We start from the raw sequence: 23,191 nt of genomic DNA, 5'->3' as shown, positions 1-23,191 counted from the left end.
ATGCTCAAACGCCTCTGGGCCCGCATCACGTCGATCAATGTGCCGCTGGTGGCGGCCGCGCTGTTCGCGAGTGCCATCCTGCACATCCTCGCCACGCTCGCGACCCCGCTTCTCACGCCGACCTCGGGATACGGGCGGCTAGCAGGCGAGTTGCCGGAGAACGCGATGCAGATCGTCCCGCCGGTGACGCCCGATGCGCAGCCCTTGCCGTTCATGTCTCCGGATGCCCGCTATGCGATCTGCAGATTCGACACCACGAACGGCGCTGTGAGCCTTTCGGCGGTGCTGCCCGAGCCGGGCTGGGCGCTCTCGCTCTTCTCGCCGTCCGGCGACAACTTCTTCAACTCGGTTGCAGGCCCCGGCCGCAGACCCGAGGTTTCCATTCTGCTTGTGCCGGGAGAAGATGCGTGGCGCACGGGCGGGCAATCGTCACCCGCAACGGCCATCACGCGGGATGCAACGCTCACGATCTCGGCCAACGAAGGGATCGCGGTCGTGCGCGCACCGGAAAAAGGCGAAGCCTATCGCGCGCGCGCGATGGCGGATTTGAAGCGGGCGCGCTGTCAGGTTCAGCGCACGCGCGCCTCCTAATCCGCGAGACGGTCAATCTTCGAGATCGAGCCGGTCGCGCCTGCGCGAGCGGCGGCTGCGCGGCTTGCTCGCGGCCTCCTCCTCGCTCCAGCGCTCATAGCGAACGCCCGGGAAGAGAACGATATCAGCCGAGCTGTTCGCTCCGCGCTGATCGGTCAGAGGTCGATAGCGGAACGGCGACCGTCTGAATTCCAGAATGCTGGCCATCGCGTGTGCTCCCTCACGCCGTCGGTCCTGGTGGTGTTTCCCCGCTCGTCTGTTCTTTTCCGGGGCTCTTTTCTGTCCCGCTCGTGGCGAGACGCGGCGCCCGGTTATGCTCGCGACCAATACCGTCGTATTGGGCTGCTGCTTTGGTTAATGAAATGTTAACGGCGCGGCTGTTGCGCTTTGCGATCCGGGCGAGCGTGGCCGGGAAGACTCAGAGGTCCGCGAGCCAGCCGTCTAGGCCGTGCGCTCCGTCGCGCGCTTCCACCTCGACAATCCAGAGGTCGGGATCGGTGCGCACCTCGCGCTCGAGATAGAGATCGACGTCGGCGTCGGGGCGCGCTTCGCCCTTGAAGCACCCGAGCCAGCGCCTGTCCGTTTCGAGCCCAGCAAGAGTTGCGGGCGCGGGTCCGAACAACGACGATGTCCCGTCGAGGCGATTGATGCGGATGTAGATCGCGCCCGCGTCGTCGTCGCCGTGGCGCACGACGTAGGCTTGCCTGCCGCCGGACGCGCAGCGGCGCACATAGGCTTTCACCCAGATTTCGGATTTGAGCCGCATTGCTTCGATCTGGTTTCCGTGCGGGAATCCGGCGCAGCGCCGGTGCGCGCGTCCGCTCGCGTTTCAAGGATAAGGGCTATTACTGGGTCGCGCGCAATGCGTCACCGGCGAGCGTCGCCAGCTTGGCCAGCAGCTCTCCGGAAATCCGGCCCGTCTCGCTCATCTTTCGGTCGACTTCGAACTTCCGGATCGCACGTCTCGTCTGATCGTTCAAGCGTCCATCCGGCAGTGTCGAGATATAGCCGAGCTGGCGGAAGGCGCGCTGCACCGCGCGGATCACGGCCTCCGCCTCGGGGCCTGGAGGCGACTTGCCCGTATCGGCGGCCTGAAGCTCCGCCGAGCCGAGCACGATATGCTGAAGAAGAGCCTGGCGCGGCTCACCGGTCAGCGGCAGGCCCGCATCGCTCTCGTACGCCATGATGGCGCCGCGGGTCACGAGCCCGATGACACCGTCCACGGCTCCGGCCTCGTAGCCTTTTGCCTTGAGCTCGCGCTGGATGGCACGGGTGAGATCCGAGCGATCGACTGTTTCCGGAATGGGCTTCACGGCACCCGTCTCGATCGGCGGCACCGTCGCGCCACGTTCGCCCGCCGCTGCGTCGGGCCTCGATAGTCCGGAAATGGCGGGCGGCTGGCTCGACCAGCCATCGCCGACTGACGTTCCCTGGCGCGCGGCATCGATCCCGGCGATCTGGCGGCCCGGCGGCTGAAACACGAAGATGTTGGTGGCCATCGCTCCCGAGAGGACCGCGAAGGTCAGGAGCGTCAACCGCACTGCAAACGGCGTCATCCTCAGGTCCGGCCTGCGTTCATTGTCCCGCCAAGAACGGAGTATCGTGGGGCGGCTGTTAAGATGGCGTTAACCTGCCCCGGGGCGGTGCGCCGGAATTCTGGCGTTGCGTGCGGGTAGGCGCGTCAGATCGATAAAATTTGCCGATGTTTTTCGGATAACTCTCTTAAATGACGTCTTAAATTGTCATGCTCGCGGCCGGGCTTCCTCAAAATTTTTGCCGTAGCGTCCGTGTATCGGGACCTTCTGGGGTCATTGTGTCCGAGACCGGAGTTGCACGAGCCATGTCCTTGTTCAGGATTGCAGTCGTTCTTTCGCTTGGCGTCGCGCTGATGCCATCCGACAGGGAACAGCAAGAGGCGCTCTACGAGCGCGCGGCCACAGCTGCCCACTGGACGATGACCTACTGCGACCGCAACGGCCAGCAATGCGTGATGGCCGGCGAGCTTTGGGAGGCGTTCCTGCGCAAGGCCGAGTTCGCCGGAAAGCTCGCCTACGACGTCGCGATCCGGAGCTCCGTGGACCAGGTTCTCCCGGACGGGCCGCCAGCGCCGATTTCCGCCAAGGCCCGCGGCACGCTGAGCCCGGATGACCTCCGGCCAAACTGGCGGGGCGACAAGGTGGAGGAAGGTGGCGCCTGAGGCGCCTCTCCGAGGCGCCGCGTCGAGATCAACTCTTGCGCTGGCCCCAATGCGGCGCCTATGTCCTATTTGTCGGCACCTCGAGCCGGCCGACAGAGGACACTTGCTTATGAATCTTGTCAGCCTTCAGTCCGACTTCGAGCTTCTGGACGACTGGGAAGACCGCTACCGCTACATCATCGAGCTGGGGCGGTCGCTCGAGCCGCTGCCTGAAGAACTCAAGACCGAAGAGACGAAGGTGAGAGGCTGCGTGAGCCAGGTGTGGCTCACGAGCGAGACGACGCCCGGCCAGAACGGCGACGGTCCCGTGTTGCATTTCCGAGGCGACAGCGACGCTCACATCGTGCGCGGCCTCATCGCCGTGGTGTTCGCGCTCTACAACGGGAAGCCTGCCCGCAAGATCCTGGAAATCGAACCCGGCACGGTGTTCGAAGCGCTCGGTCTCAAGGATCACCTGACGCCCCAGCGCTCGAACGGGCTCGCCTCGATGGTGGAGCGCATCCGCTCCGATGCGCGCGCCGCGCTCGCCACTTAGATCGGCAGTCCCCTCCCCTACGCGCCCTCGCCTGCGCCTTCCGGATCTCTTCCGCCGTCGATGGCGGGACGAAAATCGCTCGCGCCCCAATGGCGCACGACCGCGTTGCGCGGCGGCAAAGTGGCGGGCGCTGCAAATCCATAGTGGCGCGCGAGCGCATCCAGCGCCACTCCCAGCACGACCTTACCCGATCGCTGCGGCCAGCCGGCCCGCTTCTCCACCTGCTCGAGGCCCTTCAGATGGCAGCAGACATCGATCAGAACGCCTGACAGCTCAGGGCCTACCGCTGCCAGGGCACGGCGTACGCGCTCGCCCGCTGCAATCACGTTGTCTGCCAGATCCACTCCGGCGCCCGGCGCACCGCGCCTTCCACCTCCTGCCGTCGCGGCCAGGTTCCAGCTTTGCGTGACGCTCGGCGACATCTGCGCGAACCAGAAGTCCGCGCGCAGCCGCTCGCCTGCGTTGTACTGGGCTTCGCTGATCAGCGGGTTGCCATCGCCGTCTTTGCGATTGAACAGCCACGCTATAGGACTTTCCGCCGGGTTCCGCCCGGGGCGTGCGCGATCCGCGCGGGACGCAGACTTGCGTGCGCGCGGCGAGGCGTTCGGCGATGGGGATCGCGCGTTCCGTGTCATGGCTTTCTCCAGGACGTGTCAGATGGTGGCGTGCGTGTGGAGCAGGCCGTTGCCTACGAGGGATGGGACGATCCACTCCATCAACTCTAGGGCGCGATCGAACACCGGATCGTCGCGGCGATCCTCAATCACGGCGCAAGCATGGGCGACCGTCGTGCGGTCACGTGCGAAGATGTGGCCGACGTCCGTAAGGCTCAATCCGCACGACACGTGGGCGATATACATTGCCGCCTGCCGGGCGAGCGCGACGGAGGCTTTTCCTCGCGAGGGCTTGGAGAGATCCGCACGCTTTACTCCGAACACGTCTCCGATGGCCTGCTCGATCAGGTGGCGCAAGCGGGCAGCCTCGCGATCCGAAAGCGCACGCACCGGCTTCGCCGCCGCCTCTTCACGCGCGCCATGTCCGTGGTCGTGCGGGGAACCGAGGAACCAGGCGGCAATACCTTGCGGATCGGCGTTCGGCACAGCGGCGGGATCGGTCGCGGGTCTAAGGCTCATCGAGGCACCGTTCAGCATGGTCTCTGTTTCGTGCGAGGAGCGTTTGTCGTGTCGGATCATACGCGGCGATCGCGGCCGGCCCAGACCGAAACTACCGGAGCAGTGAACGGCGAGGATAAGTGCTAAGCGAGGCCTCTCGTGTTGCGTCGCGGCATACAATCCCCGCAGCGCGCACTCATGGGAGAGTGGGATCTTCACCAGAGGAGTCCCCCTCTTGCCCGATTGCCCCGCTTCCCGCGAGCCGCGCGCCGATGACGAACGCGCGCGGGAGCTAGCCCGGCTCATCCCGCTCTGGCCCTCGGAAATCGCGGACACTTCCCGCGAAGGACGTACACGTCTCGTCGCCAAGCTCGAATGTGCCCTCAAGGCAGAGCGGAGGCGCGGACGCAGCGGACACTGGACCTATGACCTCGCGCGCCATGCGGCCCTGGTCCGCATCTGGCGGCACGAGCGCGCCGCGCTCGCGGCGCTCACGAAACAGGCATCCTCGCAAAAAGAAAGCGCGCGGACCGCTGGTGCCGCGCGCTTGTCTGTTGTTCGCCGATCGAACTTTCAGCCGAGCTGAAGGCGCTCGCTTGCGCCTCTCTGCCGAATGCTTCGCTCTACTTCTCGCGGCGGGTGCCGAGGCCCATCTTCTTGGCGAGATCGGAGCGCGCACGCGCGTAGTTGGGCGCAACCATCGGATAATCATGCGCCAAGCCCCACTTCTCGCGGTATTCCTCCGGCGAGAGGTTGTAGTGCGTGCGCAGATGGCGCTTCAGGGATTTGAACTTCTTGCCGTCCTCGAGGCAGACGATGTGATCGGGCATCACCGACTTCTTAACCGGAACCTTCGGCTTCAGCTCCTCGCGCTCGGGCTGAACCGTATTGCCGGTGGCGCGGCTCAGCGCGGCGTGCGTGTCATTGATGAGCTGCGGCAGGTTCTCCGCCCCGATCGTGTTGTTGCTCACGAATGCCGACACGATCCTCGCAGTCAGCTCGACCAATTCCGGCTGGGCCCCGTCTTCCATCGATCCATTCCTTCCAAGCAAACCCACAGCGATCCGCGACTGCCGAAATCTTCACCGGGGGAAGTCAATCGCAAGGCTATTATAGTCTATGCGTAACAGCCTCAAGCTGAATTCAACATGATCTTACTGTCGCGCCCCGGCTGTGTTGTAGCGTGGACGCCGAGGTCTTTGGACATCATTCCCAACTTGATGTCAACTTGAGGTCTCCGGAACTTGCCCAAATCCCTAACCGCGTCAATGCGCTCCAGGGATTACCCGAGACCGGAGGTTGCTATCGGCTAAATTTGCGCGGGTGGTGACTTCAAGCTTTACCGGCGTGATTTCGCACCTATTCCAAATAAATCTGACGCGCACCTGCCTTGCTTGCATCACCAATTGTTCGTTAAGATTGACATCCGGCTGACGAAGGAGCGGTGCTTTTTGGGCCGTTGCCGCCCCGCATTTATGGCAACTCAACATGTTGCAGAGCAACACGCCGGTTCGGCTCGGCTGTGACGCGCCGTTACCTCGCTCGCTGCGGGAAACCGCCATTTGACTTTGGCCGCGCACTTTGCCGAAACATGACATCCTGACGTAGAGGCGCCGCCTGGCGGTGGCCCCGGTCACCACTTTTCCACCCTCACAGAAGGCTGCCCCATGCACGCCCCCGTCTCCCGCACCGAACTTCCTGCCCCGCCCGTCGCGCAGCGCAAGCCCGTCGTCTCCACCCATCACGGCGTGACGCTGACGGATGACTATGCGTGGCTGCGCGCGGACAACTGGCAGGACGTCATGCGCGAGCCGGCGCTGCTCGACGCGGACATCCGCGCCTACCTCGAAGCGGAGAACGCCTACACGCAGGCCGCGCTCGGCTCCACGGCCGCGCTCCAGGCGGAGCTGTTCCAGGAGATGAAAGGCCGCCTGAAACCCGACGACAGCACGGTGCCGGCGCCCGACGGGCCGTTCGAGTATTTCGCGAACTACGTGGCCGGCGGGCAGTATCCGCGGCTCTGCCGGCGCGCGCGCAACAGCGAGGGTGAGCACGTCCTGCTCGACGGGAACGCTGAAGCCGAAGGGAAACCCTATTGGGATCTCGGCGGAAAGGCTCACAGCCCGGATCACCGCCTGCTGGCCTATTCGGTCGACGACAAGGGATCGGAGCTCTACACGATCCGCATTCGCGATCTCGAAACGGGCCGGGATCTCACCGACGAGATCCCCGACACGCGCGGCGAGATCGTGTGGGCGAACGACAGCCAGACGCTGCTCTACATCCGTCTCGACGCCAATCACCGGCCGCTTTTCGTCTACCGCCATCGCATCGGCACGCCAGTCTCGGAGGACGTGCTCGTCTACGAGGAGAAGGACATCGGTTTCTATGTGGGTCTCGACAAGACGCTGTCAGGCAAGTTCCTGATCGTCGATGCCCACGATCACCAGTCGAACGAGGTCTACCTCATCGATGCGGACAAACCGGACAGTCCGCTGGTGCTCGTCGAAAAGCGCGTGCACGGGCACGAGTATCAGGTCGATCATCATGGCGACCGGCTGATCATCACCACCAACTCGGGCGGCGCGGAAGATTTCCGGATCTGCGAGACGCCGGCCGACAAGCCTGGCCAAGCCAACTGGCGTGAGATTCTCGCGCACAAGCCCGGGCGGCTTATCATCGACGTCGCCGTGTTCAAGGATCATCTCGTGCGGCTCGAGCGCGAGGACAGCCTGCCGCGCATCATCGTGCGCGCGCTCTCGGATGGTGCGGAGCATGCCATCGCCTTCGGCGAGGAAGCCTATGCGCTCGGCATGTCGGAGGGCTACGAGTTCGACACGACGACGCTGCGCTTCACCTACTCGTCGATGACGACGCCGGCCGAGACCTACGACTACGACATGGCCAAGCGCACCCGCGTGCTGCGCAAGCGCCAGGAAATTCCTTCAGGCCACAATCCGGCAGACTACGTGACGCGCCGCCTGTTCGCGCCCGCCGCCGACGGCGAGACGGTTCCGGTCTCCATTCTCTATCGCAAGGGCACGCCGCTCGACGGATCGGCGCCGCTGTTCCTCTACGGCTATGGCTCCTACGGCATCTCGATCCCGGCATCGTTCTCCACGACGCGCCTCTCGCTGGTGGATCGCGGCTTCATCTTCGCCATCGCGCATATTCGCGGCGGGAAGGACAAGGGCTATCACTGGTACACGGACGGCAAGCTCGACAAGAAGCTCAACACCTTCACCGACTTCATCGCGTCGGGCGAGCATCTCGTGGCGCAGGGGCTGACAAAGCGCGGCCGTATCGTGGCCAACGGCGGCTCTGCGGGCGGTATGCTGATGGGCGTCGTCGCCAACATGGCGCCCGATCTGTTCCTCGGCATCATCGCCGACGTGCCGTTCGTCGACGTTCTGAACACGATGCTGGACAAGGATCTGCCGCTCACGCCGCCGGAGTGGCCGGAGTGGGGCAACCCCATCGAGAGCGCGCGCGAGTTCGAGATCATCCGCTCCTACAGCCCTTACGACAACGTGGAGGCGAAAGCCTATCCGCACATCTTCGCCTACGGGGGCCTCACCGATCCGCGCGTGACCTACTGGGAGCCCGCCAAGTGGATCGCAAAGCTGCGCAGGCTCAACACCAGCGACAACCTGGTGCTGCTCAAGACGAACATGGAAGCGGGTCATGGCGGCGCGTCAGGGCGCTTCGAGCAACTGCGTGAGATGGCGCTCGACTATGCGTTCGCGCTCAAGATCACCGGACTGGCGGCGGTTTGAGGGTGCTCGCCTCACACCCCTTTAATTCCGTGAGTCTGGATCTGCCCTCTGCGCTGCTCATGGCGCCGCCACGATGCTGGCGGTGACGAGCGGGAGAACTCCGCCGCGATCTGGACCCCGACCTCCGTCGGGGTGACGAGACACGTTTCCGCAGCGCACCTTTGTGTATCCCTCCGCGAGAGGGCGGTCATGGTGTGTTGGGAATATCGCCGCGCAGCAGACGGTCGACGTAAGCGGGAACCACCTGCGTTGCGGGGCCATAGATCGCCTCCGCGAACAGGGAGCGGCCTTCCGAAGGCTCCAGGTTGAGCTCGACCGTGTGGGCGCCGCAGCTCCGCGCCTCCGCGACAAAGCCTGCCGCCGGGTAGACATTGCCGCTGGTGCCGATGGACAGGAACAGATCGGCGTCCTCGAGCAGCGTGCGAATGCGCTCCATGTGGTAGGGCATCTCGCCGAACCAGACCACGTCCGGGCGCATGCCGCCCGCCTTGCCGCACGCGGCGCACTCCGTTTCGAGCCAGAGGTCGCCGGTCCAGCGGCGGCGATCTCCGCAGGCCGCGCACAGCGCCTGGAAGATCTCGCCGTGCATGTGGATGAGGTTGCGGCTGCCCGCTTCCTCATGCAGCGCGTCGACGTTCTGCGTCACGATCCAGACCTCTCCCTCGTGCTCACGCTCGAGGCGGGCCAGCGCATGATGAGCCGCATTGGCGTGGACCCCGCCATGCGCGCGGCGGCGCATGTTGTAGAACTCGTGCACACGCACGGGATTGCGTGCGAAGCCCTCGGGCGTCGCGACCTCGCGGTAGTCGTACTTTGCCCAAATGCCGTCCCTGTCGCGGAACGTCGAAATGCCGGACTCGGCGGAGAGGCCGGCGCCGGTGAGGATGACGATGCGCTCCTGGCCCATCGCTCGGCTCCATCCAAAGAAAAAGCGGCCGCCCGCGAGGACGACCGCCGATCGCTTCGATCTCGCGAAACGGTTCTACTTCTTCTTCACCGTGACGACGAAGGAAATCTCGGCCTTCTTCGGCTCGCTTCCAGCGCGGCTGATGGTCTGACCGGTCTTGTATGCCTTCGAGAAGCCCTCGATACGGCCGGTGTTGGTATCGACCGTGAAGTCGAGATCGCGCTTCTTCGCGATCTTGTTGATGTCGATCGGATCATCGACGCTGACGTCCTTGTCGATCAGCTCAAGCTTGACGTTATGGACGCCCGGCGAAACGGCCTTGGAGAGCTTCCAGTCCGGCTTCACCTCTTTCTTGTCGCTGATCTGCGAGGTGGTCTGGGCCGCACCGTCAATGGTGACGCGCGCGAAGAAATCGCCGCTCGAGAGCTCGTCGGCCTTGTCCAGCGCCTTGAACTTGACGATCGAGACGGTGATCTCGTGATTGTCCTGAGCGACCGCCTCTACGGACACTGCGAGCGAAAAGCCCAATCCAACTGCCATCAGTCCGGCGCCCAACGCGATCGCGTGCCTCGCCGTTGCCCTGCCAATAACTCCAAACATCTGTCACTCCCCAAGAAAATGCCGTAGCAGCTCCGGCATTCCTTGGCGCCCCCTCCTGCCGAGGGCGCGCGCAGAAGGTCCGGCCGCCTGGATTCAGGCTAGCAGCAAAAGGACGCCCGTGTCGCCCGGCGGGCCGGGCCCGGGGATTGATCCTTGGGGTGCCGTTGCCGATCTGCGACAATTACCGAGGGGGACGCCTTCCCTCCTGGGGGCGTCCCACCTCATACCTTTGATCTGTTAGCTTATTTTCTTCGATGCTTACGACAATTTCCGCGTGCTCTCACTGGCTGCGACGCGAAAAGGAGATCGCGTAGGCCGGAGAACGGATCTGGAAAATGCCGTCGTTCTTTGGGCCTTCAATTCCGTCCACAACATTCGTGGGGTCGAACATCCCGGCGTCGCAGGTGGCGTCCTTCTCCAGGGCCGTGATCGTCAGCGTGCCAAGGTTCACGGCCTTCCGGTCCTCAGGCCAGAGCGCCGTCGGATCGTCGAGGGCGTCTCCCTCCTGCCCGAGGATCGCGGCCAGCTCGAACTCCGCGGGTCCCTTTGCCAGCCGCTCGGTCAGCTCCGGCTTGTAGAAGTCCGGTGCCTTGGCCTTGGCATCGTCGTCCGAAAGTCCGACCTCCCCACCCTTGGGCACGAGCTTCCACTTGATGATCTGGCTCTTTCCGGCTGCGTTGGTGAGCGTGAACGTGTGCACGCCGAAGTAGCTCGCAGTGGCATAGCTGGCAGGAACCGGGCGCGCGGTGAGCCACGTCTTCTGATTGGTCGATTCCGGATTTGCCTTGAAGAAGGCGTCGATCTTGTCCTTGTCCTTGGTCGCGACCGTCTGCAGGAGCTCCAGGAACTTATCGGGCGACTTGGCGACGAACACAGGCGCGGAGATCATCACGAGATCGGTGGTATTGCCGTTGCCGATGTCGAAATGGAGGGCGAGACCGCGCGCGTTGTCCTTCTGGTTGTTGGGCGCGTCCGGATTGCCGCCGCCCATGGAGAAGCGACCGACGACGGGCCATGGCCCCTTACCCGAGAGGTGGGGCGCCTTGGAATAGTCCGCCGCCGCGGCCGTCGGCGCGAACGATCCCTTGACACAAAAACCGTTGGTGTGGGCCGTGCGCTTGCCGTCGTGCCGGCCGAACACGCTATTCAGCGCGTTCACAAGGGCTTCCGGATCGGTATCGGCGGTGGCAATCGTAGGGAATGTCGCGGCGAGAAGACAACAAAAGAAAGCAGAACCGGTAAAGCTTCCGTGTTTCATGGCAATGTCCTTCCGAGGATCACGACCCCGTTCGTACGACATTTTCCCGACGTGAAAAAGACACGGGTCCTTGAGCCCACCTCGCGCTCCGGCTGTGGCGTGCGGGCTTCATGCCGTGGGCGGAGCAAACGGGCGCACCATACGCCTCAAGGTCGCGTCGCGGTCGACGAGATGATGCTTCAGGGCAGCGCCGATGTGCAGCGCCAGGGCCACGAGCAGCGCGTAGGCCAGGGTGGCGTGCAGCCATGAGACGATCTCATTGAAGACCACGCTCTTCTCCTCGAGCAGCTTCGGCACGACAAGGACGCCGAAGACGTGCACGGGCCGCGCATAGGACACCGACTTCAACATGCCGGTGAGCGGGATGGCGATCGTCATGACCAGAAGGGCGAGGTGCATCCGGTGAGCCGCGCGCGCTTCCCATGCAGGAAGCCCCGGGACCGGGGCGGGAAAGCCCTCGCGCACGCGCCAGACGAGCCGCAAGAGAGCGAGCGTGCCAACCAGAACTCCGAACGACTTGTGGACCTGGATCATCGCCGTTTTGTCGGGCCCGCTTTCCATCGCGCCGACTAAGAGCCCAAAGCCGAGCATCCCGACAATTCCGAGGGCCACGAGCCAATGGAGCACGATGGCGGTCTTGCTAAATGCTGCGGCTCGCGGCGTCATTCGGACTCCTCCGCCTTCGGCCGTAACAGCTCCAGGCTGTCGAAGCTCTTCGGCTGCGTCTCGATCGTGCAGTCGCGGTCGTCGTGCGGGTCCTTGCAGGTCACGAAGATCCCGTGCGGATAGGCGTTCACATCACGGCATGCCGCCTTGAAACGCTGCCAGCCCTTCTGAGGCGGCGGGAGCTGCTCCAGGTGCTGCACGCCGCAGGACGTTCCGAGATAGAGCAGCCGCAGGATCATGTAATCGGGAATCTCTGCGGCGGCGGGCGCGGCAAGCGCTGTGAACCACGCCCAAGCGAGCGCGGTCCGCCGGGCACAGGCCGCTCTATTGTGGCTGCGCATCGATATAGGTGCGGATCGCCCAGATGGCTTCCTGATTGAGGAGACCTTCGAACGGCGGCATCTTCTGGCGGCCGCTCACGACGGCGCCCTGCAACACGCGCGAGATGAACCACGCATCCTCGCTTTCGGTCTCACCGAGCTCGCGGAGATCCGGCGCCATGCCGCCGGACTTCGCTTCGAGACCGTGGCAGCGCGCGCAATTCGAATTGTATCCGCGTGAGCCGATCTCGACGGCGATGTCGTGCTGCTTCTTGTCGTTGCGATAAGGATTGGTCGCGCGCCATTCGTCGCCAAGCGGCTCGAGGCCGGTGGTGTCGACCGGCTGGGGAGCGCCGTCACCGTGCGCGAGGGCCGCCGTGGCCGGAAAAGTGATTGCGAAGAAAATGGCCAACGCGGCCTGTCTCAGTATCATCGTGCTGCCTCGTCGTTAATTCGTGGTCGATTGGTCCTGCGGCTCGAGCCAGATCCGCCAGCTCTCGCTTCCGCTGACATCCAGAAAATAGGTCCCGGGCTTCTCGATCAGGTAGCTGTCCTCGCCCCCGCCGCCGATGTGCAGGTTCTGGACAACCTCGTTGGTGTCGGACTTCAGATAGAGGACGAAGATCGCTCCGTCGCTCTGGTAGCGAAGGCGTGTGGGCCGTTCGATCAGGAAGCGGTCCGTCACCTTGTTGAGACGTCCGGAGAACTGCGGCTCGATGAGTTTGCGCACCTCGCGGTCGTAACAGACGAGCCTCTCTTCGTTGTCCGCGATTGCGAGACACGCGCGCGGCCCTTCCGGCCGATCGCCGGCCAGAGCCTGCGGCGCGCCGAGCACGGCAAAGCCGAGCGCGAGAACGGCGATCCCCCGAGCCCGGCCGAGCGTGCTCATTGTCCGGGTGCGGCTGGCTCCCATTTGTCCTTGTCGTTTTCCCAAACCCTGTCGCCTGTCTGCCAATGGATCGGACAGCCGGTGCATCCTTCCATGAAGGCATCCTGGAAGATGGCGAACCTGATCTTCACGCCTTCGAAGACTGCGTTCGAGAGATCGGCCTCGTAGAACTTGGTCTCCTGGACATCGGTGTTGATGAACTTCGTACCGATGAACTTGACACCCTTGGCCATGGCCTTCTCGAGCGTCGCGGCCGTGAGATCGGCGTTGGTGAAGTCAGCCTTCGCCATGCGGACGAAAGAGAGATCCGCGCCCTTCAGCGTGGCGCCCGGTAGCTTGGCGCCGCCCATGAAGGCGATGGTAAGACGCGCACCATCGAGGTTTGCGCCCGACAGGTTCGCGCCCTGGAGGTTTGCGTGGCGAAGATCGGCGCGAGCGAGGATCGCGCCCTTCAGGTTCGCACCTTCGAGGTTCGCGTTCCTGAGATCGGCGTGGCGGAGATCAGCCCCTTCACAGGAGGTCTTCGGTGCAATGGTGCAGCCGTTGATGATCCAGGGATCGGGACGCTCCTCGGTATTGACGATGACGGGATAGCCTTGCGCGTCAGCTCGCACGGGGACGGAATCGGCGATAAGGATCGCCGACAACGCCAGCAAGAGCGGCCGCACGCCCAGACGGAGTGGACGTGACATCATGGTGATGCCTCATGTTCCGAGTCATGCAGGAGAGGGCAGCCGGCCCCGCGTGGCCAAAGCCGGCTGCCAGTAGCTCAAGCGGGCCGAGAGGAAGGGTCCGCCCGCTCGAGTGGTTTATTCGGCGGATGCCGTGGTACGCGGCACCTCGAATACCCAGAACGAGCCGCCCTGGCTCACCTGCTTGGTCTGGTCGGCCATGTCGCCGCCCCACAGCGGAACAGCACCGCCGTAACCCGACGCGAGACCGATGTACTGCTTCCCGTCGCGTTCCCAGGTGACAGGCTGCGATACGACGCCCGAGCCAGTCTGGAACTTCCACAGCTCCTTGCCGGTCTTCGCATCGAAGGCCTTCACGAAGCCGTCGCTCGTGCCCGTCATCACCCAACCGCCCTTGGTCGTGAGCGTGCCGCCCCACAGCGGCATCTCTTCCTTGTGCTCCCAAACGATCTTGCCGTTCGTCGGATCGAGGGCGCGGAGGACGCCGACGTGCGTGTCGAACTGGCGCTTGATGCGGAAGCCCTGGCCGAGGTAGGCGGCACCCTTCTTATAGGTGACGTTCTCGGTCCAGTAGTCCTCAGACCAATCGTTGGACGGGATGTAGAAGAGCTTGGTCTCCTGGTTGTAGGACATGGGCATCCAGTTCGTACCGCCGAGGAAATTCGGGGTGACCTTGATGACCTTGCCCTTCGTCTCGCCCTCAGCCGGCGCCGGAGGACGCTGACCCTCGACCTCGTTCGGCCGGCCGGTTGCGAGATCCCAGCTCGTCGCCCAAGAGATGTTGGGAACGAACGGATAGATGCCGAGCGCGGAGCCGGCCTGCTTCGAGATCTTGCCGTCTCGTGCGGTCAGCTTGTCGAGGTCGGTGATGAACAGGTAACCGTTGCGGTCGGCGTGGGCGCCGGCGCGAATGGTCTTTCCATCCTTCTCCATCTCGAACAGCGTGATCGGGTTGTTGCCCGAGTAGTCCCACGCATCGTTCGGCGTGTGCTGGAAGAAGCCAACGGGCTCGCCCGTCGACGGCTCGATGTAGACCTGGCCCGACGTGTAGAGGCTGTCGTAGGGCTTCCAGTCGCCGTTCGGACCCGAGCGGTAGTGGAAGTTCCAGGGTGCCGGGTTGCCGGTGCCGATGACGATCGTGTTGGTCTTCTCGTCATACGTTGCCGTCTGCCAGGGGGCGCCGCCACCGTGGTTCCAGGCCTCGACCTTCTTGCCTTCCTTGTTGTTCGGCCACGACGGCGCCTTGGGATCGCCGGTCGGGGTCGACTCCTTGCCGTTCAAGCGGCCAACGTGGCCCTCGACGAGCGGGCGCATCCAGATCTCTTCGCCGGTGTCGGGATCGCGCGCATAGAGGCGGCCGACAACGCCGAACTCGTCACCCGACGAGCCGTGAATGAGGAGAACCTTGCCGGTCTTCTGGTCTTTGACGATGCTCGGCGCGCCGGTCATCGTGTAGCCAGCGGTGTGGTCCTCGAACTTCTTGCTCCACACGACCTTGCCGGTCTTGCGGTCGAGCGCGACGATGCCTGCATCGAGCGTGCCCATGTAGAACTTGTCGCCGTAGAGCGCGCCGCCGCGGTTGACGACGTCGCAGCAGGGACGGATGTCGTCCGGCAGGCGGTGAGCATACGTCCAGAGACGCTTGCCGGTCTTGGCGTCGAGCGCAAATGCGCGCGAGTACGAGGCGGTCACGTAGATGACGCCGTCATGGACCAGCGCCTGGGTCTCCTGACCGCGCTGCTTCTCATCGCCGAACGAGAACGACCAAGCGGGCTTCATATTGGCGATGTTGTCGACGGTGATCTGGTCGAGGGTGCTGTAGCGATGGTTGCGAACGCCCATGCCCCAGCTCACGACGTCATCCGTCGTCTTCTCGTCGTTGAGAATGTCTTCCCACGAAACAGGCTTGCTGCCAGGTGCTTCGGCGTTGGCCACAAAACTACCGGCAAAAGCGGCGAGCGCGAAAGTCGATGCAGCAGCGAAAAGCGTCGCGTTGACGCCCCGGAGGGGGTGTCTACGTTGCATGGCGTTTCTCCCATTTTAATTTTATCAGAGGCGATATATTTCGCCGCCTCATCTGCACAAATCAAAAAATTGGAACAGATGTCCATTCGCCTTTTGGCGAAACTCTGATGTATTTACTGGTATCCCTAGACCATCGTCTAAGGCCTAACTTCCTGTTTTTCCCACCTCAGTTCGAGACTACTTCCCTGCTTGGGCTGGGATTTACTTGCGTGTTATCGGAATTACTTCCCGACCCCTGTTTTCCGGTCCATTTCGCCGAAACTTTACCGGGCTGGAAAAAACAAAAAAGCCGCCCCGATTCCGAGACGGCTTCCAGAAATGCGAAAGGGCCCCGTTTCGGGGCCCTTTCTAATCCGTTGCCTATTTCTAGGCAGCTTCTGCGCGGTAGGCCGGCAGCTTCTTATCCTCCTCGAGTTCGAGATCGGATTTCAGTGCGATGCCAACGTATCTGACACCATCCTTCTTTTTGACTTTCTGTATTCCGAACTCGGCAATCTCGCGACCAAAGGTCGGCAGTGCTAGAGGCTCCTTCTGTCGTTCTTCACACCATACGCAGTAGGCTTCGTAGAGTGATGTCGCTGAGACGGTGTGTCCGTCCTGACTGTCGACGCTCTCCTTGTAGAAGCGCTGGACGTCCGTTTCGGGGACCAGCAGCTTATTCGGCGGCAACGAGCGATTGTCGTTGGCTCCGAAACGCGGCTTTCTGATTGCCACAGCCGCCTGCTGAGGGGCTGCCACCGCTGCCGCAGCGGTGCTCTGTACCGTCGCCATCTTGGGCGCGGCAGGGGCTTCACGGTCGTAGAGGCGCCACTGGCTGAAGGCAATGTACATGCCGAAGCCAGAGCCGATCTCAAGGAGCAGAGCGATAAAAATAGTCATCGCCATCTGAACCTGATCGACGCTGAGGCCGGAGAGCTTCGCAAGCACGGTTGCCTGCGGATCCGCCTCGCCCATGACCGTCATTGCATCGGTCTTGCCGAGCTTACCCTGGATCTCTGCGATCCGGGCTTCGAGGGTCTGCGCCTGCTGGCCAGAGGCCATCTCGGCGGTCAGACCGTGGTACTTCTGACAGAAGTCGCGACCGACCTTGCCAGTGACATCCGTGCAGGCCTTGGTGAACGTCCAGGCGCGCTGGTTCTTGAGACCATCGATCTCACCTTGCACGGTGGCTGCCGGACGGTGCTGCGGGATCCAGGACAGCTGGTCCTGTGCCCGCTTCAGGTCGCCACGCAGGTCCTTGTAGACCTGGGCTTCGACGGCGCGGTGACCGGTCGTATCGAACCGGTTCAGCGCGGCATGGCCGAGCGCAGAGGTCAGCGAGTAAGCCGTGACCACGAGGCCGACGATGGCAGAGGCCGCTGCTTGCGACCACATCTTGTTTCGAATTGCGGCGAAGAAGAAGAATGGGATCAGCGCTTTGAGACAGTCTGCTGCGACGCTGGCCGCACCATAGATCTGTCCGTCGAACTCAGTTCGACCGAGGCTGAAACCAAAACGCCAATTCATAGCTGCTGAGACGGCGAGTAGTACGCCGGCAGCTAGAATTCCGAACACGCCTAGAGCATGTCGTATTTTCATTGCCCTCTCCATTGTCGACTCGCGCGCACTGCCCGATTGGCAGGCGAAACGAGCCTCGTGCAGTCTGCTGATCTGGAGGGTAAGCAGACCGGCCAGCTCCGACCCCGTACTGGCGCCCGACCAAGCAGCGTACCGTTCTTGCCCGTTGAGCTAGAACTGCCCCCCAAGGCAGTCCATCAGGCCGACCGGCACTCCCCCTGCGGCGAGCGCACATGAGCTGAACCCGCTCACCGTGACTTCTGGCTTGTGCACAGGGGACACCGCCGCTCGATGCCAATGTGCAAAACAGAAGCTCACGTGAGCCTCGATTACGCAGAACACATCCCTCGACGGGGAGGCTACTGCGATTCGAGTGAAAGCCGTCTACCTTTTATTAAGAGAATCAGTTTGCTAGATGATCTGCGCGCAGAGGCAATGCCGAAGTGCATCACATGTGGCTCATTTGCACGCTGATTCTCATCCACAAGATGCGGCGCCCTTATGCACCGGTTGTCCGCAGATTTGCATTGAAAATCCACAGACTACCCCCAGCCTTCACCGCAGGCTGAAAGCGGCTGACATCCGACAGGCCGCCGTCTCGTTCCGGACACGCGCCAGCAGAAAATTCAGGCGCCCTATCGAGGGCCGCGCCGGGAGACGGCCCAGAAACCGACATCGAGATTTTGCGTGGGCGATGCATCGTTCAGCATGGCCGCGCGGGCCTCGATTTGTTAGACTTCCAAAATCGGCGCGAGGATGGGTGCCGGCATGAATGGTGCGTTGACGGCGTATCCAGCCGGCCGGCGTCCGCTGACGAGGGTGGTTCCCTGGTCGGCACCGTGCGTCCCGGATGTTGTCTCGTGGCGTCCGTGTTCGGGAGTGTCGTTTCATGCGGTGGTACATCAGCTATCCAATTCTAGCCGCTGGCCTTGTATTCGGCGCCCACACCTTCTTCCCTGGGGAGGCCAGTCTCTCCCGTTCCTTTGCAGATCCCGGCGCGGTCAGCGTCGTCGCGCCCCCGCCGGTAGCCACCGTGGTGCTGGCATCCGAGCACGAGCGGGCGCCGCAATCCCGGCTGGCCGCCTTCTCACCGGGCGAGCGGCTGCTGTTGGCGGAACGGCCGAGGGCTGCGGTGCTCGACTATCTGGCGCATAAGCTGGCCCCGCTCGACGTTGTTCCTGCCGCCCCGGTGCCCGCGCCGCAGCCGGTCACCGCCTCCACATGGAAGAGCGCAGTGATCCGAGAAGGGCGCGCTCCCTTACAAGACAAGGCCACGGCCGGCGACACGCCGCGGGTGGCGCTCGCCCGCGACATCCAGCGCGAGCTCAAACGCGTGGGCTGCTATCTGGGTGACGTCGACGGGCGGTGGGGCGGTGGCTCCAAGCGCGCAATCCTCACGTTCATGGACCGCGTGAACGCCTCGCTGCCGACGCGGGAGCCCGACGTCTTCATGCTGTCGCTGCTGCGCGCCCAGAACGAGTCGGTCTGCGGCCCGTCGTGCCCGCTGGGCCAGAGCTTCACGGAAAGCGGCCGCTGCCAGCCGACGACGCTCGTCGCGCAGGGCGGAAAGGCCGTGAACGACGGGGCACAGCGGCTCGCGATCGCGGAGGAGGAAGCCGACGCAACGTGGGAGCCCGTGGTCGCCGACGCCTCCACGACCCGCAAACCGCCGCTCTATGGCCGCATGAGCATCGGCGGCCCGAAGCCGGACGACGCGGACACGCTCGGAGGCGCTTGGCCCGGCGGCACGGGCGTCTCGGCCGTGACATCCGGGCACCTGGAGCGGACCGCCGCGCTCGAAGCGCTGCCGGGTCCCGGCGGGCTCGGCGAGGACACCGCGGCACTGACTGCGAAGGTCGCGAAGACCTCGTTCGATTCCTTCGACGCTCCCCCGGCACGGCGCAACAAGGCGGCCAGCAGCGGACGCTCGAAGTCCGCACGCGCGGCGCCTGCGCGAATGAGCAACTACCGCCACGTCCAGCGCCTGTTCGAGCATCCGCTCGGGCGGATGTAGCCCGGGCAGGCTTCTGATCGGTCCAGCTTTCAATCCCCCGGATTACCAGGGGATTGCGTCTGGGTCTGAGAGAGTATCCATGCCAGGAAGTCGGGAGAGCCGTCCTCCACCGGCAGCACCATCAACGCCGGGTTCTCATAAGGATGGCGGCGGCGGGCTTCCTCGATCACGCGGGCGGACAGCGAGCGCCGCGTCTTGATGATCATCACCACCTCCGCGTCCCGGTGGCGGGCGCCCTTCCAGGTGTAGAGGGACACCATGCCCGGCAGGATGTTGACGCAGGCCGCGAGCCCGGCATCCACGAGGGCACCCCCGCATTCCTCCGCGGTTTCAAGCGAGGGAAATGTCGAATATACGAGAACGGCCTTGTCGTTTTCCTGCAAGTAGGCGAGCCTCCCTGTCCGGGCGATCCAGGTTTTCGAGTGTAGCGCCTGCCCCGGCGATCCCCAACCGCTGCTTCAAGCCGAAAGGCGGCGAGCCGCCAACGGACCCCACCTCCGCAGCGACGCGTTTCAAATCATCATGGCCAAATCGAAAAGCAAGTTCGAGAAGATCGCATTCGTCGCAAGCGAAGTGGCCGAGGCGCAGGACGCGCTGGCGCGGCTCTCGGCGCGTTATGGCTCGGCGGAGCCGCGCGAGGCGGACGCCATCGTCGCGCTCGGCGGCGACGGCCTCATGTTGCAGACGCTGCACCGCTTCATGAACGACAGGATCCCGATCTACGGCATGAACCGCGGGTCGGTCGGGTTCCTGATGAACGAGTACCGCGAGGACGGGCTTCTCGAGCGTCTCGCCGAGGCCGAGATCAGCCGCGTTCATCCTCTGTCGATGGTTGCCTACGATGCGCAAGGCAAGGCCAGCAAGGCGCTCGCCATCAACGAGGTGTCTCTCTTCCGCGAGACGTTCCAGGCGGCGAAGCTCAAGATCTCGATCGACGGCACGGTCCGGATGGAGGAACTGATCTGCGACGGCGTGCTGGTGGCGACGCCCGCAGGCTCGACCGCCTACAATCTTTCCGCCTACGGGCCGATCGTGCCGATCAACGCGCAGCTTCTGGCGCTCACACCGATCAGCCCCTTCCGGCCGCGGCGCTGGCGCGGGGCGCTGCTGCCGAACAAGGCCCGCATCAGCGTCACCGCGCTCGAATCCGACAAGCGGCCCGTGAGCGCGGTGGCCGACGCCATCGAAATGCGCAACGTCGTGAAGGTCGAGATCGAGCAGGCCCGCACCATCGACCTCTTCATGATGTTCGACCCCGGCCACAGCCTGGACGAACGGATCCTGGCGGAGCAGTTCCGCTACTGATCCGCCGCCGTGCCTGCGCGCACGGCCGCGGGCGTCTCAGGACGCCGGCTTCCAGTGGCTGACGATGTCGTCGAGGTTCGGGCGCTCGCGCTCCTCGGGCTTCTCCTTCGGGGTTCCGATGTGCACGAAGGCCGCGATGCGCTCGTTCTCGCCAAGGCCCAGGCCCTTCTTCACCGTGGGGCTGTAGGCCACCCATTCCGTGAGCCATGAGGTTCCGTAGCCCAGCGCGTTGGCGGCAAGGCAGAGGCTGAAGGCGGCGGCGCCTGCCGAGAGCGTCTGCTCCCATTCTGGCGCGCCGGGGCGCGGCACGATGCGGGACACGACGGCGACCACGAGGGGCGCTCTCATGAAGCGATTGCGCTCCGTCTCCAGGCGAATGCGGGACGGCTCCTTCTCCTCGGCCTCGCAAGCCGCCGCGAACAGCTCGCCCGCCGCCTGGCGCGCCTCTCCTTCGAACACGATGAAGCGCCAGGGCACCAGCTTCTTGTGATCGGGCACGCGGGCAGCGATGGTCAGGATACGGCGCAGCTCGTCGCCCGACGGCGCCGGGGCCTCGAGCCGGTCGGGCTTCACGGAGCGCCGGGTTGCCAGGGTTTCGAAAAGGGCTTCGTTCATTGCAGATGCTTCCCTGAGACTTAAATTCGAAGGGTGGGGCTTGCCGGCCTCGCTATCGCAGTTGCGCGTCTGATACAATCTCCCCATCGCGATTGAGCAAAACGGATTCGTTCCCCGATGCTGGTCCTGCGCCGCCTGGCCCCTTCTCTCCTGCCGTTTTTCGGGTTGCTGCTGCTTTTTGTCCCTGGCGCCCGCGCCCAGACGGCTCCCGAAGGCCCGGCCATCGTCATCCTCGACGGGTCCGGCTCCATGTGGGGCAACATCGGAACGGAGCGCGCCTCCAAGTTCGATCTCGCCCGCGGGGCACTCCGTCAATCCCTGTCCGACATCTCCCCGCGCGTGCGCCTCGGATTGATGTCGTTCGGGCAGCGGCGGCGCGCCGATTGCAGCGACGTGGAGGTGCTGGCCGCTCCGGAAGCCGGGCCGCCTGAGCGCATTCTCTCGATCGCCGACAAGCTCAATCCCAAAGGCAAGGGGCCGCTGGCCCTGGCGCTGCGCGAAGCCGCCAAGCAGATCCAGCCCGGCGAAGCCGGCTCCATCATCGCGATCCACGACGGAATGGACAATTGCGCGCAAGACCCGTGCGCGGTTGCAGCCGACATCGCCAAGGCCAACGCCAAGACGCGCGTGTTCCTGATCAGCTTCGGCCTCGAAAAGCCGGACGTTCAGCGGCTCGCCTGCGTCGCCAAATCGACCAACGGCAAGGTGATCGAGGCGCGCGATTCGACAAGCCTCGCAGCCGGCCTCTCCGAAGCGCTGACGCTCGCCAATCTCGAGCGGATCGATCCCGCAACGGGCGCGGCCGTGCCGCTTCCCAAGGCCGCCCCGCCACCAAACCCCGAGGGCGCTCCGGGCCTTCGCCTCTCCGCTTCGCTCGCCTCCGGCTCGCCCCCTCTCGCCGCTCCGGTGCACTGGACCGTCGCCAAGGCCGACAAGCCGGACGCAGTGCTGAAGTCGGTCAAGAACCGCGAGCTTTCGGTGGACCTCGACCCCGGCTCCTATGTTGTCGAGGCGCGCTTCGGGCAGGCCTCCGCGCGGCAGACGCTCGAGGTCGCGTCCGACAAGCCGACGGCCGCGCGGCTCTCGCTCGCAGCCGGACTGCTGAAGATCAAGGCGCATGCCGACAAGGCGGGCGCACCGCTCACCAATCCCCTGGTGACGATCTCGGTCAAGACCGCCGATGGCAGCCAGCGTCCGTTCTGGGTCGGACGCGCCGCCGATACCGAGATGGTGGTTCCGGCTGGGCAATACATCGTGCGGGTGCAGGATGGCCTGGCTGAGCAGACGACGGAAGTAACGCTCACCGAAGGGGCGGGCGCGGATGTGACGCCGGTGCTCGGCACGGGGCGCCTCGAGCTTTCCGCCGTTGCGGCCGCCAACGGACAGCCGCTGACCGACGTGATCTACCTGATCGAGGAGGACGATCCCGACGCGCGGAAAGGACGGCGCGAGGTGGCACGCTCGGCGGATCCCGCGGCGGCCTTTACGCTACCGGCCGGAACCTACTACGTCGTCGCCCGCCAGGGCGTCGCCGAAACGCGCGACCGCATCGCGCTCGGAACCGGCGACGTCGTCAAGCACGTGGCGACCTTCAGCCTCGTGCAATTGACGGTGACGGCCAACGCCGGCGGCGGAGCAGACCAGCCCGTTCTGATCCGCATCCTGAGCGAGGACCAGACGCATCGCGAGATCGCACGCGCCAACGGGATGACCGGAACGTTCCTGCTGCCGCCCGCGCGTTACCGGGTGGAGGCGACCGTGAGCGGCCTCAATATCAAGGCGCTCGGCACCGTCGACATTTCCAACGGCCGGGGCGGCGGCGTTCAGCTCACGCTGGAATCGGGCGAGGTCGCCGTCGGCGCGAGCGCGGCACAGGGGCGCCATTGGCGCATCAAGGACGCCAGCGGACGCACGGTCCTGCATTCCGGCCCAGGCGAGGCCACGTCCGCGCGGCTGGCGCCGGGGCGCTACGTGCTGCTGACAGACGGGGGCGAGCGCAGGACCGAGCAGGCCTTCGATCTCAAAACCGGGGAGCGGCGCGAGCTTTCGCTCGGTTCGCCGTGATGCGTCGGGGGACTGTGCCATACTTCAACCAAGGTCTCGCGGCGTGATCCGGCGATCGCAACTCCCAA

The 23,191-nt window shown here is 64.4% G+C and carries 26 protein-coding genes; 8 read left to right on the top strand and 18 right to left on the bottom strand.

Annotated features, from left to right (window positions below; translation table 11 throughout):
- Positions 1 to 591: a hypothetical protein gene (locus F812_RS0112815; protein WP_020086383.1), complete on the top strand. Its 591-nt coding sequence runs from the start codon at positions 1 to 3 to the stop codon at positions 589 to 591.
- 12 nt (positions 592 to 603) lie between these two features.
- Here the strand turns inward: F812_RS0112815 and F812_RS0112810 are convergent, their stop codons facing one another.
- The 3 genes from F812_RS0112810 to F812_RS0112800 form a co-directional block, all read right to left on the bottom strand.
- Positions 604 to 798, bottom strand: coding sequence for a hypothetical protein (locus F812_RS0112810; RefSeq protein ID WP_020086382.1), 195 nt, complete (start codon positions 796 to 798; stop codon positions 604 to 606).
- Between the two features lie 211 nt (positions 799 to 1,009).
- Entirely contained in the window at positions 1,010 to 1,357 is a 348-nt protein-coding gene (locus tag F812_RS0112805) for a DUF1491 family protein (RefSeq protein WP_020086381.1), read from the bottom strand.
- Positions 1,358 to 1,436: 79 nt separating this feature from the next.
- Positions 1,437 to 2,147, bottom strand: a complete 711-nt coding sequence (locus F812_RS0112800; protein ID WP_020086380.1) for a peptidoglycan-binding domain-containing protein — start codon at positions 2,145 to 2,147, stop codon at positions 1,437 to 1,439.
- A gap of 284 nt (positions 2,148 to 2,431) precedes the next feature.
- Between F812_RS0112800 and F812_RS0112795 the strand changes: the two genes are divergently transcribed.
- Both F812_RS0112795 and F812_RS0112790 read left to right on the top strand, forming a co-directional pair.
- Entirely contained in the window at positions 2,432 to 2,788 is a 357-nt protein-coding gene (locus F812_RS0112795) for a hypothetical protein (protein ID WP_020086379.1), read from the top strand.
- 109 nt (positions 2,789 to 2,897) lie between these two features.
- Entirely contained in the window at positions 2,898 to 3,323 is a 426-nt protein-coding gene (locus F812_RS0112790; protein ID WP_020086378.1) for a SufE family protein, read from the top strand.
- 17 nt (positions 3,324 to 3,340) lie between these two features.
- Here F812_RS0112790 and F812_RS0112785 read toward each other — a convergent pair whose 3' ends face one another.
- Together F812_RS0112785 and F812_RS23805 are read right to left on the bottom strand one after the other, a co-directional pair.
- Entirely contained in the window at positions 3,341 to 3,958 is a 618-nt protein-coding gene (locus F812_RS0112785) for a DUF6456 domain-containing protein (protein ID WP_020086377.1), read from the bottom strand.
- Positions 3,959 to 3,976: 18 nt separating this feature from the next.
- Positions 3,977 to 4,474 carry a helix-turn-helix domain-containing protein gene (locus F812_RS23805; protein ID WP_020086376.1) on the bottom strand — a complete coding sequence of 166 codons (498 nt, stop codon included), beginning with the start codon at positions 4,472 to 4,474 and terminating at the stop codon, positions 3,977 to 3,979.
- Positions 4,475 to 4,670: 196 nt separating this feature from the next.
- Between F812_RS23805 and F812_RS23800 the strand changes: the two genes are divergently transcribed.
- The gene (locus F812_RS23800; protein WP_020086375.1) at positions 4,671 to 5,021 is read left to right on the top strand and encodes a hypothetical protein; all 351 of its coding nucleotides are present in this window, start codon (positions 4,671 to 4,673) and stop codon (positions 5,019 to 5,021) included.
- A 37-nt stretch (positions 5,022 to 5,058) separates the two neighbouring features.
- Here F812_RS23800 and F812_RS0112770 read toward each other — a convergent pair whose 3' ends face one another.
- Positions 5,059 to 5,466, bottom strand: a complete 408-nt coding sequence (locus F812_RS0112770) for a Ros/MucR family transcriptional regulator (RefSeq protein ID WP_020086374.1) — start codon at positions 5,464 to 5,466, stop codon at positions 5,059 to 5,061.
- A gap of 636 nt (positions 5,467 to 6,102) precedes the next feature.
- Here F812_RS0112770 and F812_RS0112765 point away from each other — a divergent pair.
- Positions 6,103 to 8,211: a S9 family peptidase gene (locus F812_RS0112765; protein WP_020086373.1), complete on the top strand. Its 2,109-nt coding sequence runs from the start codon at positions 6,103 to 6,105 to the stop codon at positions 8,209 to 8,211.
- Between the two features lie 187 nt (positions 8,212 to 8,398).
- Here F812_RS0112765 and F812_RS0112760 read toward each other — a convergent pair whose 3' ends face one another.
- The 10 genes from F812_RS0112760 to F812_RS0112715 all read right to left on the bottom strand — a co-directional run bounded on the left by F812_RS0112760 (position 8,399) and on the right by F812_RS0112715 (position 17,146).
- Positions 8,399 to 9,118, bottom strand: coding sequence for an NAD-dependent deacylase (locus F812_RS0112760; protein WP_020086372.1), 720 nt, complete (start codon positions 9,116 to 9,118; stop codon positions 8,399 to 8,401).
- A 75-nt stretch (positions 9,119 to 9,193) separates the two neighbouring features.
- Complete coding sequence (locus F812_RS0112755) at positions 9,194 to 9,658, bottom strand: hypothetical protein (protein ID WP_020086371.1); 465 nt, start codon at positions 9,656 to 9,658, stop codon at positions 9,194 to 9,196.
- A 340-nt stretch (positions 9,659 to 9,998) separates the two neighbouring features.
- Positions 9,999 to 10,976: a catalase family peroxidase gene (locus F812_RS0112750; protein WP_020086370.1), complete on the bottom strand. Its 978-nt coding sequence runs from the start codon at positions 10,974 to 10,976 to the stop codon at positions 9,999 to 10,001.
- A 108-nt stretch (positions 10,977 to 11,084) separates the two neighbouring features.
- A complete protein-coding gene (locus F812_RS0112745; RefSeq protein ID WP_020086369.1) occupies positions 11,085 to 11,642 on the bottom strand; it encodes a cytochrome b in 558 nt (185 codons plus the stop codon).
- The gene (locus F812_RS0112740) at positions 11,639 to 11,983 is read right to left on the bottom strand and encodes a hypothetical protein (RefSeq protein ID WP_020086368.1); all 345 of its coding nucleotides are present in this window, start codon (positions 11,981 to 11,983) and stop codon (positions 11,639 to 11,641) included. The genes F812_RS0112745 and F812_RS0112740 overlap by 4 nt, the downstream gene beginning before the upstream one ends.
- Positions 11,967 to 12,395 (bottom strand): cytochrome c-550 PedF, encoded by a 429-nt coding sequence (gene pedF / locus F812_RS0112735; protein ID WP_051113818.1) that lies wholly within the window; start codon positions 12,393 to 12,395, stop codon positions 11,967 to 11,969. The genes F812_RS0112740 and pedF overlap by 17 nt, the downstream gene beginning before the upstream one ends.
- A 15-nt stretch (positions 12,396 to 12,410) precedes the next feature.
- Positions 12,411 to 12,851, bottom strand: coding sequence for a hypothetical protein (locus F812_RS23795; RefSeq protein ID WP_020086366.1), 441 nt, complete (start codon positions 12,849 to 12,851; stop codon positions 12,411 to 12,413).
- The gene (locus tag F812_RS0112725) at positions 12,848 to 13,546 is read right to left on the bottom strand and encodes a pentapeptide repeat-containing protein (RefSeq protein WP_020086365.1); all 699 of its coding nucleotides are present in this window, start codon (positions 13,544 to 13,546) and stop codon (positions 12,848 to 12,850) included. Before F812_RS0112725 ends, F812_RS23795 begins: the two co-directional genes overlap by 4 nt.
- 114 nt (positions 13,547 to 13,660) lie before the next feature.
- Entirely contained in the window at positions 13,661 to 15,568 is a 1,908-nt protein-coding gene (locus tag F812_RS0112720; RefSeq protein WP_020086364.1) for a methanol/ethanol family PQQ-dependent dehydrogenase, read from the bottom strand.
- 366 nt (positions 15,569 to 15,934) lie between these two features.
- The gene (locus tag F812_RS0112715; protein WP_245257675.1) at positions 15,935 to 17,146 is read right to left on the bottom strand and encodes a primase-like DNA-binding domain-containing protein; all 1,212 of its coding nucleotides are present in this window, start codon (positions 17,144 to 17,146) and stop codon (positions 15,935 to 15,937) included.
- A gap of 868 nt (positions 17,147 to 18,014) precedes the next feature.
- Here F812_RS0112715 and F812_RS0112710 point away from each other — a divergent pair.
- Positions 18,015 to 19,139: a peptidoglycan-binding domain-containing protein gene (locus tag F812_RS0112710; protein WP_156827401.1), complete on the top strand. Its 1,125-nt coding sequence runs from the start codon at positions 18,015 to 18,017 to the stop codon at positions 19,137 to 19,139.
- 29 nt (positions 19,140 to 19,168) lie between these two features.
- On the opposite strand, the gene cutA is transcribed toward F812_RS0112710, so the two are convergent.
- Positions 19,169 to 19,522 carry a divalent-cation tolerance protein CutA gene (cutA, locus tag F812_RS0112705; RefSeq protein WP_020086361.1) on the bottom strand — a complete coding sequence of 118 codons (354 nt, stop codon included), beginning with the start codon at positions 19,520 to 19,522 and terminating at the stop codon, positions 19,169 to 19,171.
- A 139-nt stretch (positions 19,523 to 19,661) separates the two neighbouring features.
- On the opposite strand from cutA, the gene F812_RS0112700 reads away from it, so the two are divergent.
- Positions 19,662 to 20,444 carry an NAD kinase gene (locus tag F812_RS0112700; RefSeq protein WP_020086360.1) on the top strand — a complete coding sequence of 261 codons (783 nt, stop codon included), beginning with the start codon at positions 19,662 to 19,664 and terminating at the stop codon, positions 20,442 to 20,444.
- Between the two features lie 36 nt (positions 20,445 to 20,480).
- Here F812_RS0112700 and F812_RS0112695 read toward each other — a convergent pair whose 3' ends face one another.
- Entirely contained in the window at positions 20,481 to 21,059 is a 579-nt protein-coding gene (locus F812_RS0112695) for a nitroreductase family protein (protein ID WP_020086359.1), read from the bottom strand.
- A 117-nt stretch (positions 21,060 to 21,176) separates the two neighbouring features.
- On the opposite strand from F812_RS0112695, the gene F812_RS0112690 reads away from it, so the two are divergent.
- On the top strand, positions 21,177 to 23,123 hold the full coding sequence (locus tag F812_RS0112690) for a vWA domain-containing protein (protein WP_020086358.1): 1,947 nt from the start codon (positions 21,177 to 21,179) through the stop codon (positions 23,121 to 23,123).
- The last annotated feature ends 68 nt before the right edge of the window (positions 23,124 to 23,191 follow it).

The organism is Hyphomicrobium zavarzinii ATCC 27496, assembly GCF_000383415.1.
GTDB lineage: Bacteria > Pseudomonadota > Alphaproteobacteria > Rhizobiales > Hyphomicrobiaceae > Hyphomicrobium_C > Hyphomicrobium_C zavarzinii.
Note: the sequence above shows the minus strand (reverse complement) of the source record. Positions and strands in the feature narration are given on the sequence as shown.

What these genes read in the sequence shown, in the direction of transcription:
- F812_RS0112815 (WP_020086383.1), top strand. Translation starts at nt 1, where the DNA reads ATGCTCAAACGCCTCTGGGCCCGCATCACGTCGATCAATGTGCCGCTG.
- F812_RS0112810 (WP_020086382.1), bottom strand. Translation starts at nt 798, where the DNA reads ATGGCCAGCATTCTGGAATTCAGACGGTCGCCGTTCCGCTATCGACCT.
- F812_RS0112805 (WP_020086381.1), bottom strand. Translation starts at nt 1,357, where the DNA reads ATGCGGCTCAAATCCGAAATCTGGGTGAAAGCCTATGTGCGCCGCTGC.
- F812_RS0112800 (WP_020086380.1), bottom strand. Translation starts at nt 2,147, where the DNA reads ATGACGCCGTTTGCAGTGCGGTTGACGCTCCTGACCTTCGCGGTCCTC.
- F812_RS0112795 (WP_020086379.1), top strand. Translation starts at nt 2,432, where the DNA reads ATGTCCTTGTTCAGGATTGCAGTCGTTCTTTCGCTTGGCGTCGCGCTG.
- F812_RS0112790 (WP_020086378.1), top strand. Translation starts at nt 2,898, where the DNA reads ATGAATCTTGTCAGCCTTCAGTCCGACTTCGAGCTTCTGGACGACTGG.
- F812_RS0112785 (WP_020086377.1), bottom strand. Translation starts at nt 3,958, where the DNA reads ATGACACGGAACGCGCGATCCCCATCGCCGAACGCCTCGCCGCGCGCA.
- F812_RS23805 (WP_020086376.1), bottom strand. Translation starts at nt 4,474, where the DNA reads ATGCTGAACGGTGCCTCGATGAGCCTTAGACCCGCGACCGATCCCGCC.
- F812_RS0112770 (WP_020086374.1), bottom strand. Translation starts at nt 5,466, where the DNA reads ATGGAAGACGGGGCCCAGCCGGAATTGGTCGAGCTGACTGCGAGGATC.
- F812_RS0112765 (WP_020086373.1), top strand. Translation starts at nt 6,103, where the DNA reads ATGCACGCCCCCGTCTCCCGCACCGAACTTCCTGCCCCGCCCGTCGCG.
- F812_RS0112760 (WP_020086372.1), bottom strand. Translation starts at nt 9,118, where the DNA reads ATGGGCCAGGAGCGCATCGTCATCCTCACCGGCGCCGGCCTCTCCGCC.
- F812_RS0112755 (WP_020086371.1), bottom strand. Translation starts at nt 9,658, where the DNA reads ATGGCAGTTGGATTGGGCTTTTCGCTCGCAGTGTCCGTAGAGGCGGTC.
- F812_RS0112750 (WP_020086370.1), bottom strand. Translation starts at nt 10,976, where the DNA reads ATGAAACACGGAAGCTTTACCGGTTCTGCTTTCTTTTGTTGTCTTCTC.
- F812_RS0112745 (WP_020086369.1), bottom strand. Translation starts at nt 11,642, where the DNA reads ATGACGCCGCGAGCCGCAGCATTTAGCAAGACCGCCATCGTGCTCCAT.
- F812_RS0112740 (WP_020086368.1), bottom strand. Translation starts at nt 11,983, where the DNA reads ATGCGCAGCCACAATAGAGCGGCCTGTGCCCGGCGGACCGCGCTCGCT.
- pedF (WP_051113818.1), bottom strand. Translation starts at nt 12,395, where the DNA reads ATGATACTGAGACAGGCCGCGTTGGCCATTTTCTTCGCAATCACTTTT.
- F812_RS23795 (WP_020086366.1), bottom strand. Translation starts at nt 12,851, where the DNA reads ATGAGCACGCTCGGCCGGGCTCGGGGGATCGCCGTTCTCGCGCTCGGC.
- F812_RS0112725 (WP_020086365.1), bottom strand. Translation starts at nt 13,546, where the DNA reads ATGATGTCACGTCCACTCCGTCTGGGCGTGCGGCCGCTCTTGCTGGCG.
- F812_RS0112720 (WP_020086364.1), bottom strand. Translation starts at nt 15,568, where the DNA reads ATGCAACGTAGACACCCCCTCCGGGGCGTCAACGCGACGCTTTTCGCT.
- F812_RS0112715 (WP_245257675.1), bottom strand. Translation starts at nt 17,146, where the DNA reads ATGAAAATACGACATGCTCTAGGCGTGTTCGGAATTCTAGCTGCCGGC.
- F812_RS0112710 (WP_156827401.1), top strand. Translation starts at nt 18,015, where the DNA reads ATGCGGTGGTACATCAGCTATCCAATTCTAGCCGCTGGCCTTGTATTC.
- F812_RS0112700 (WP_020086360.1), top strand. Translation starts at nt 19,662, where the DNA reads ATGGCCAAATCGAAAAGCAAGTTCGAGAAGATCGCATTCGTCGCAAGC.
- F812_RS0112695 (WP_020086359.1), bottom strand. Translation starts at nt 21,059, where the DNA reads ATGAACGAAGCCCTTTTCGAAACCCTGGCAACCCGGCGCTCCGTGAAG.
- F812_RS0112690 (WP_020086358.1), top strand. Translation starts at nt 21,177, where the DNA reads ATGCTGGTCCTGCGCCGCCTGGCCCCTTCTCTCCTGCCGTTTTTCGGG.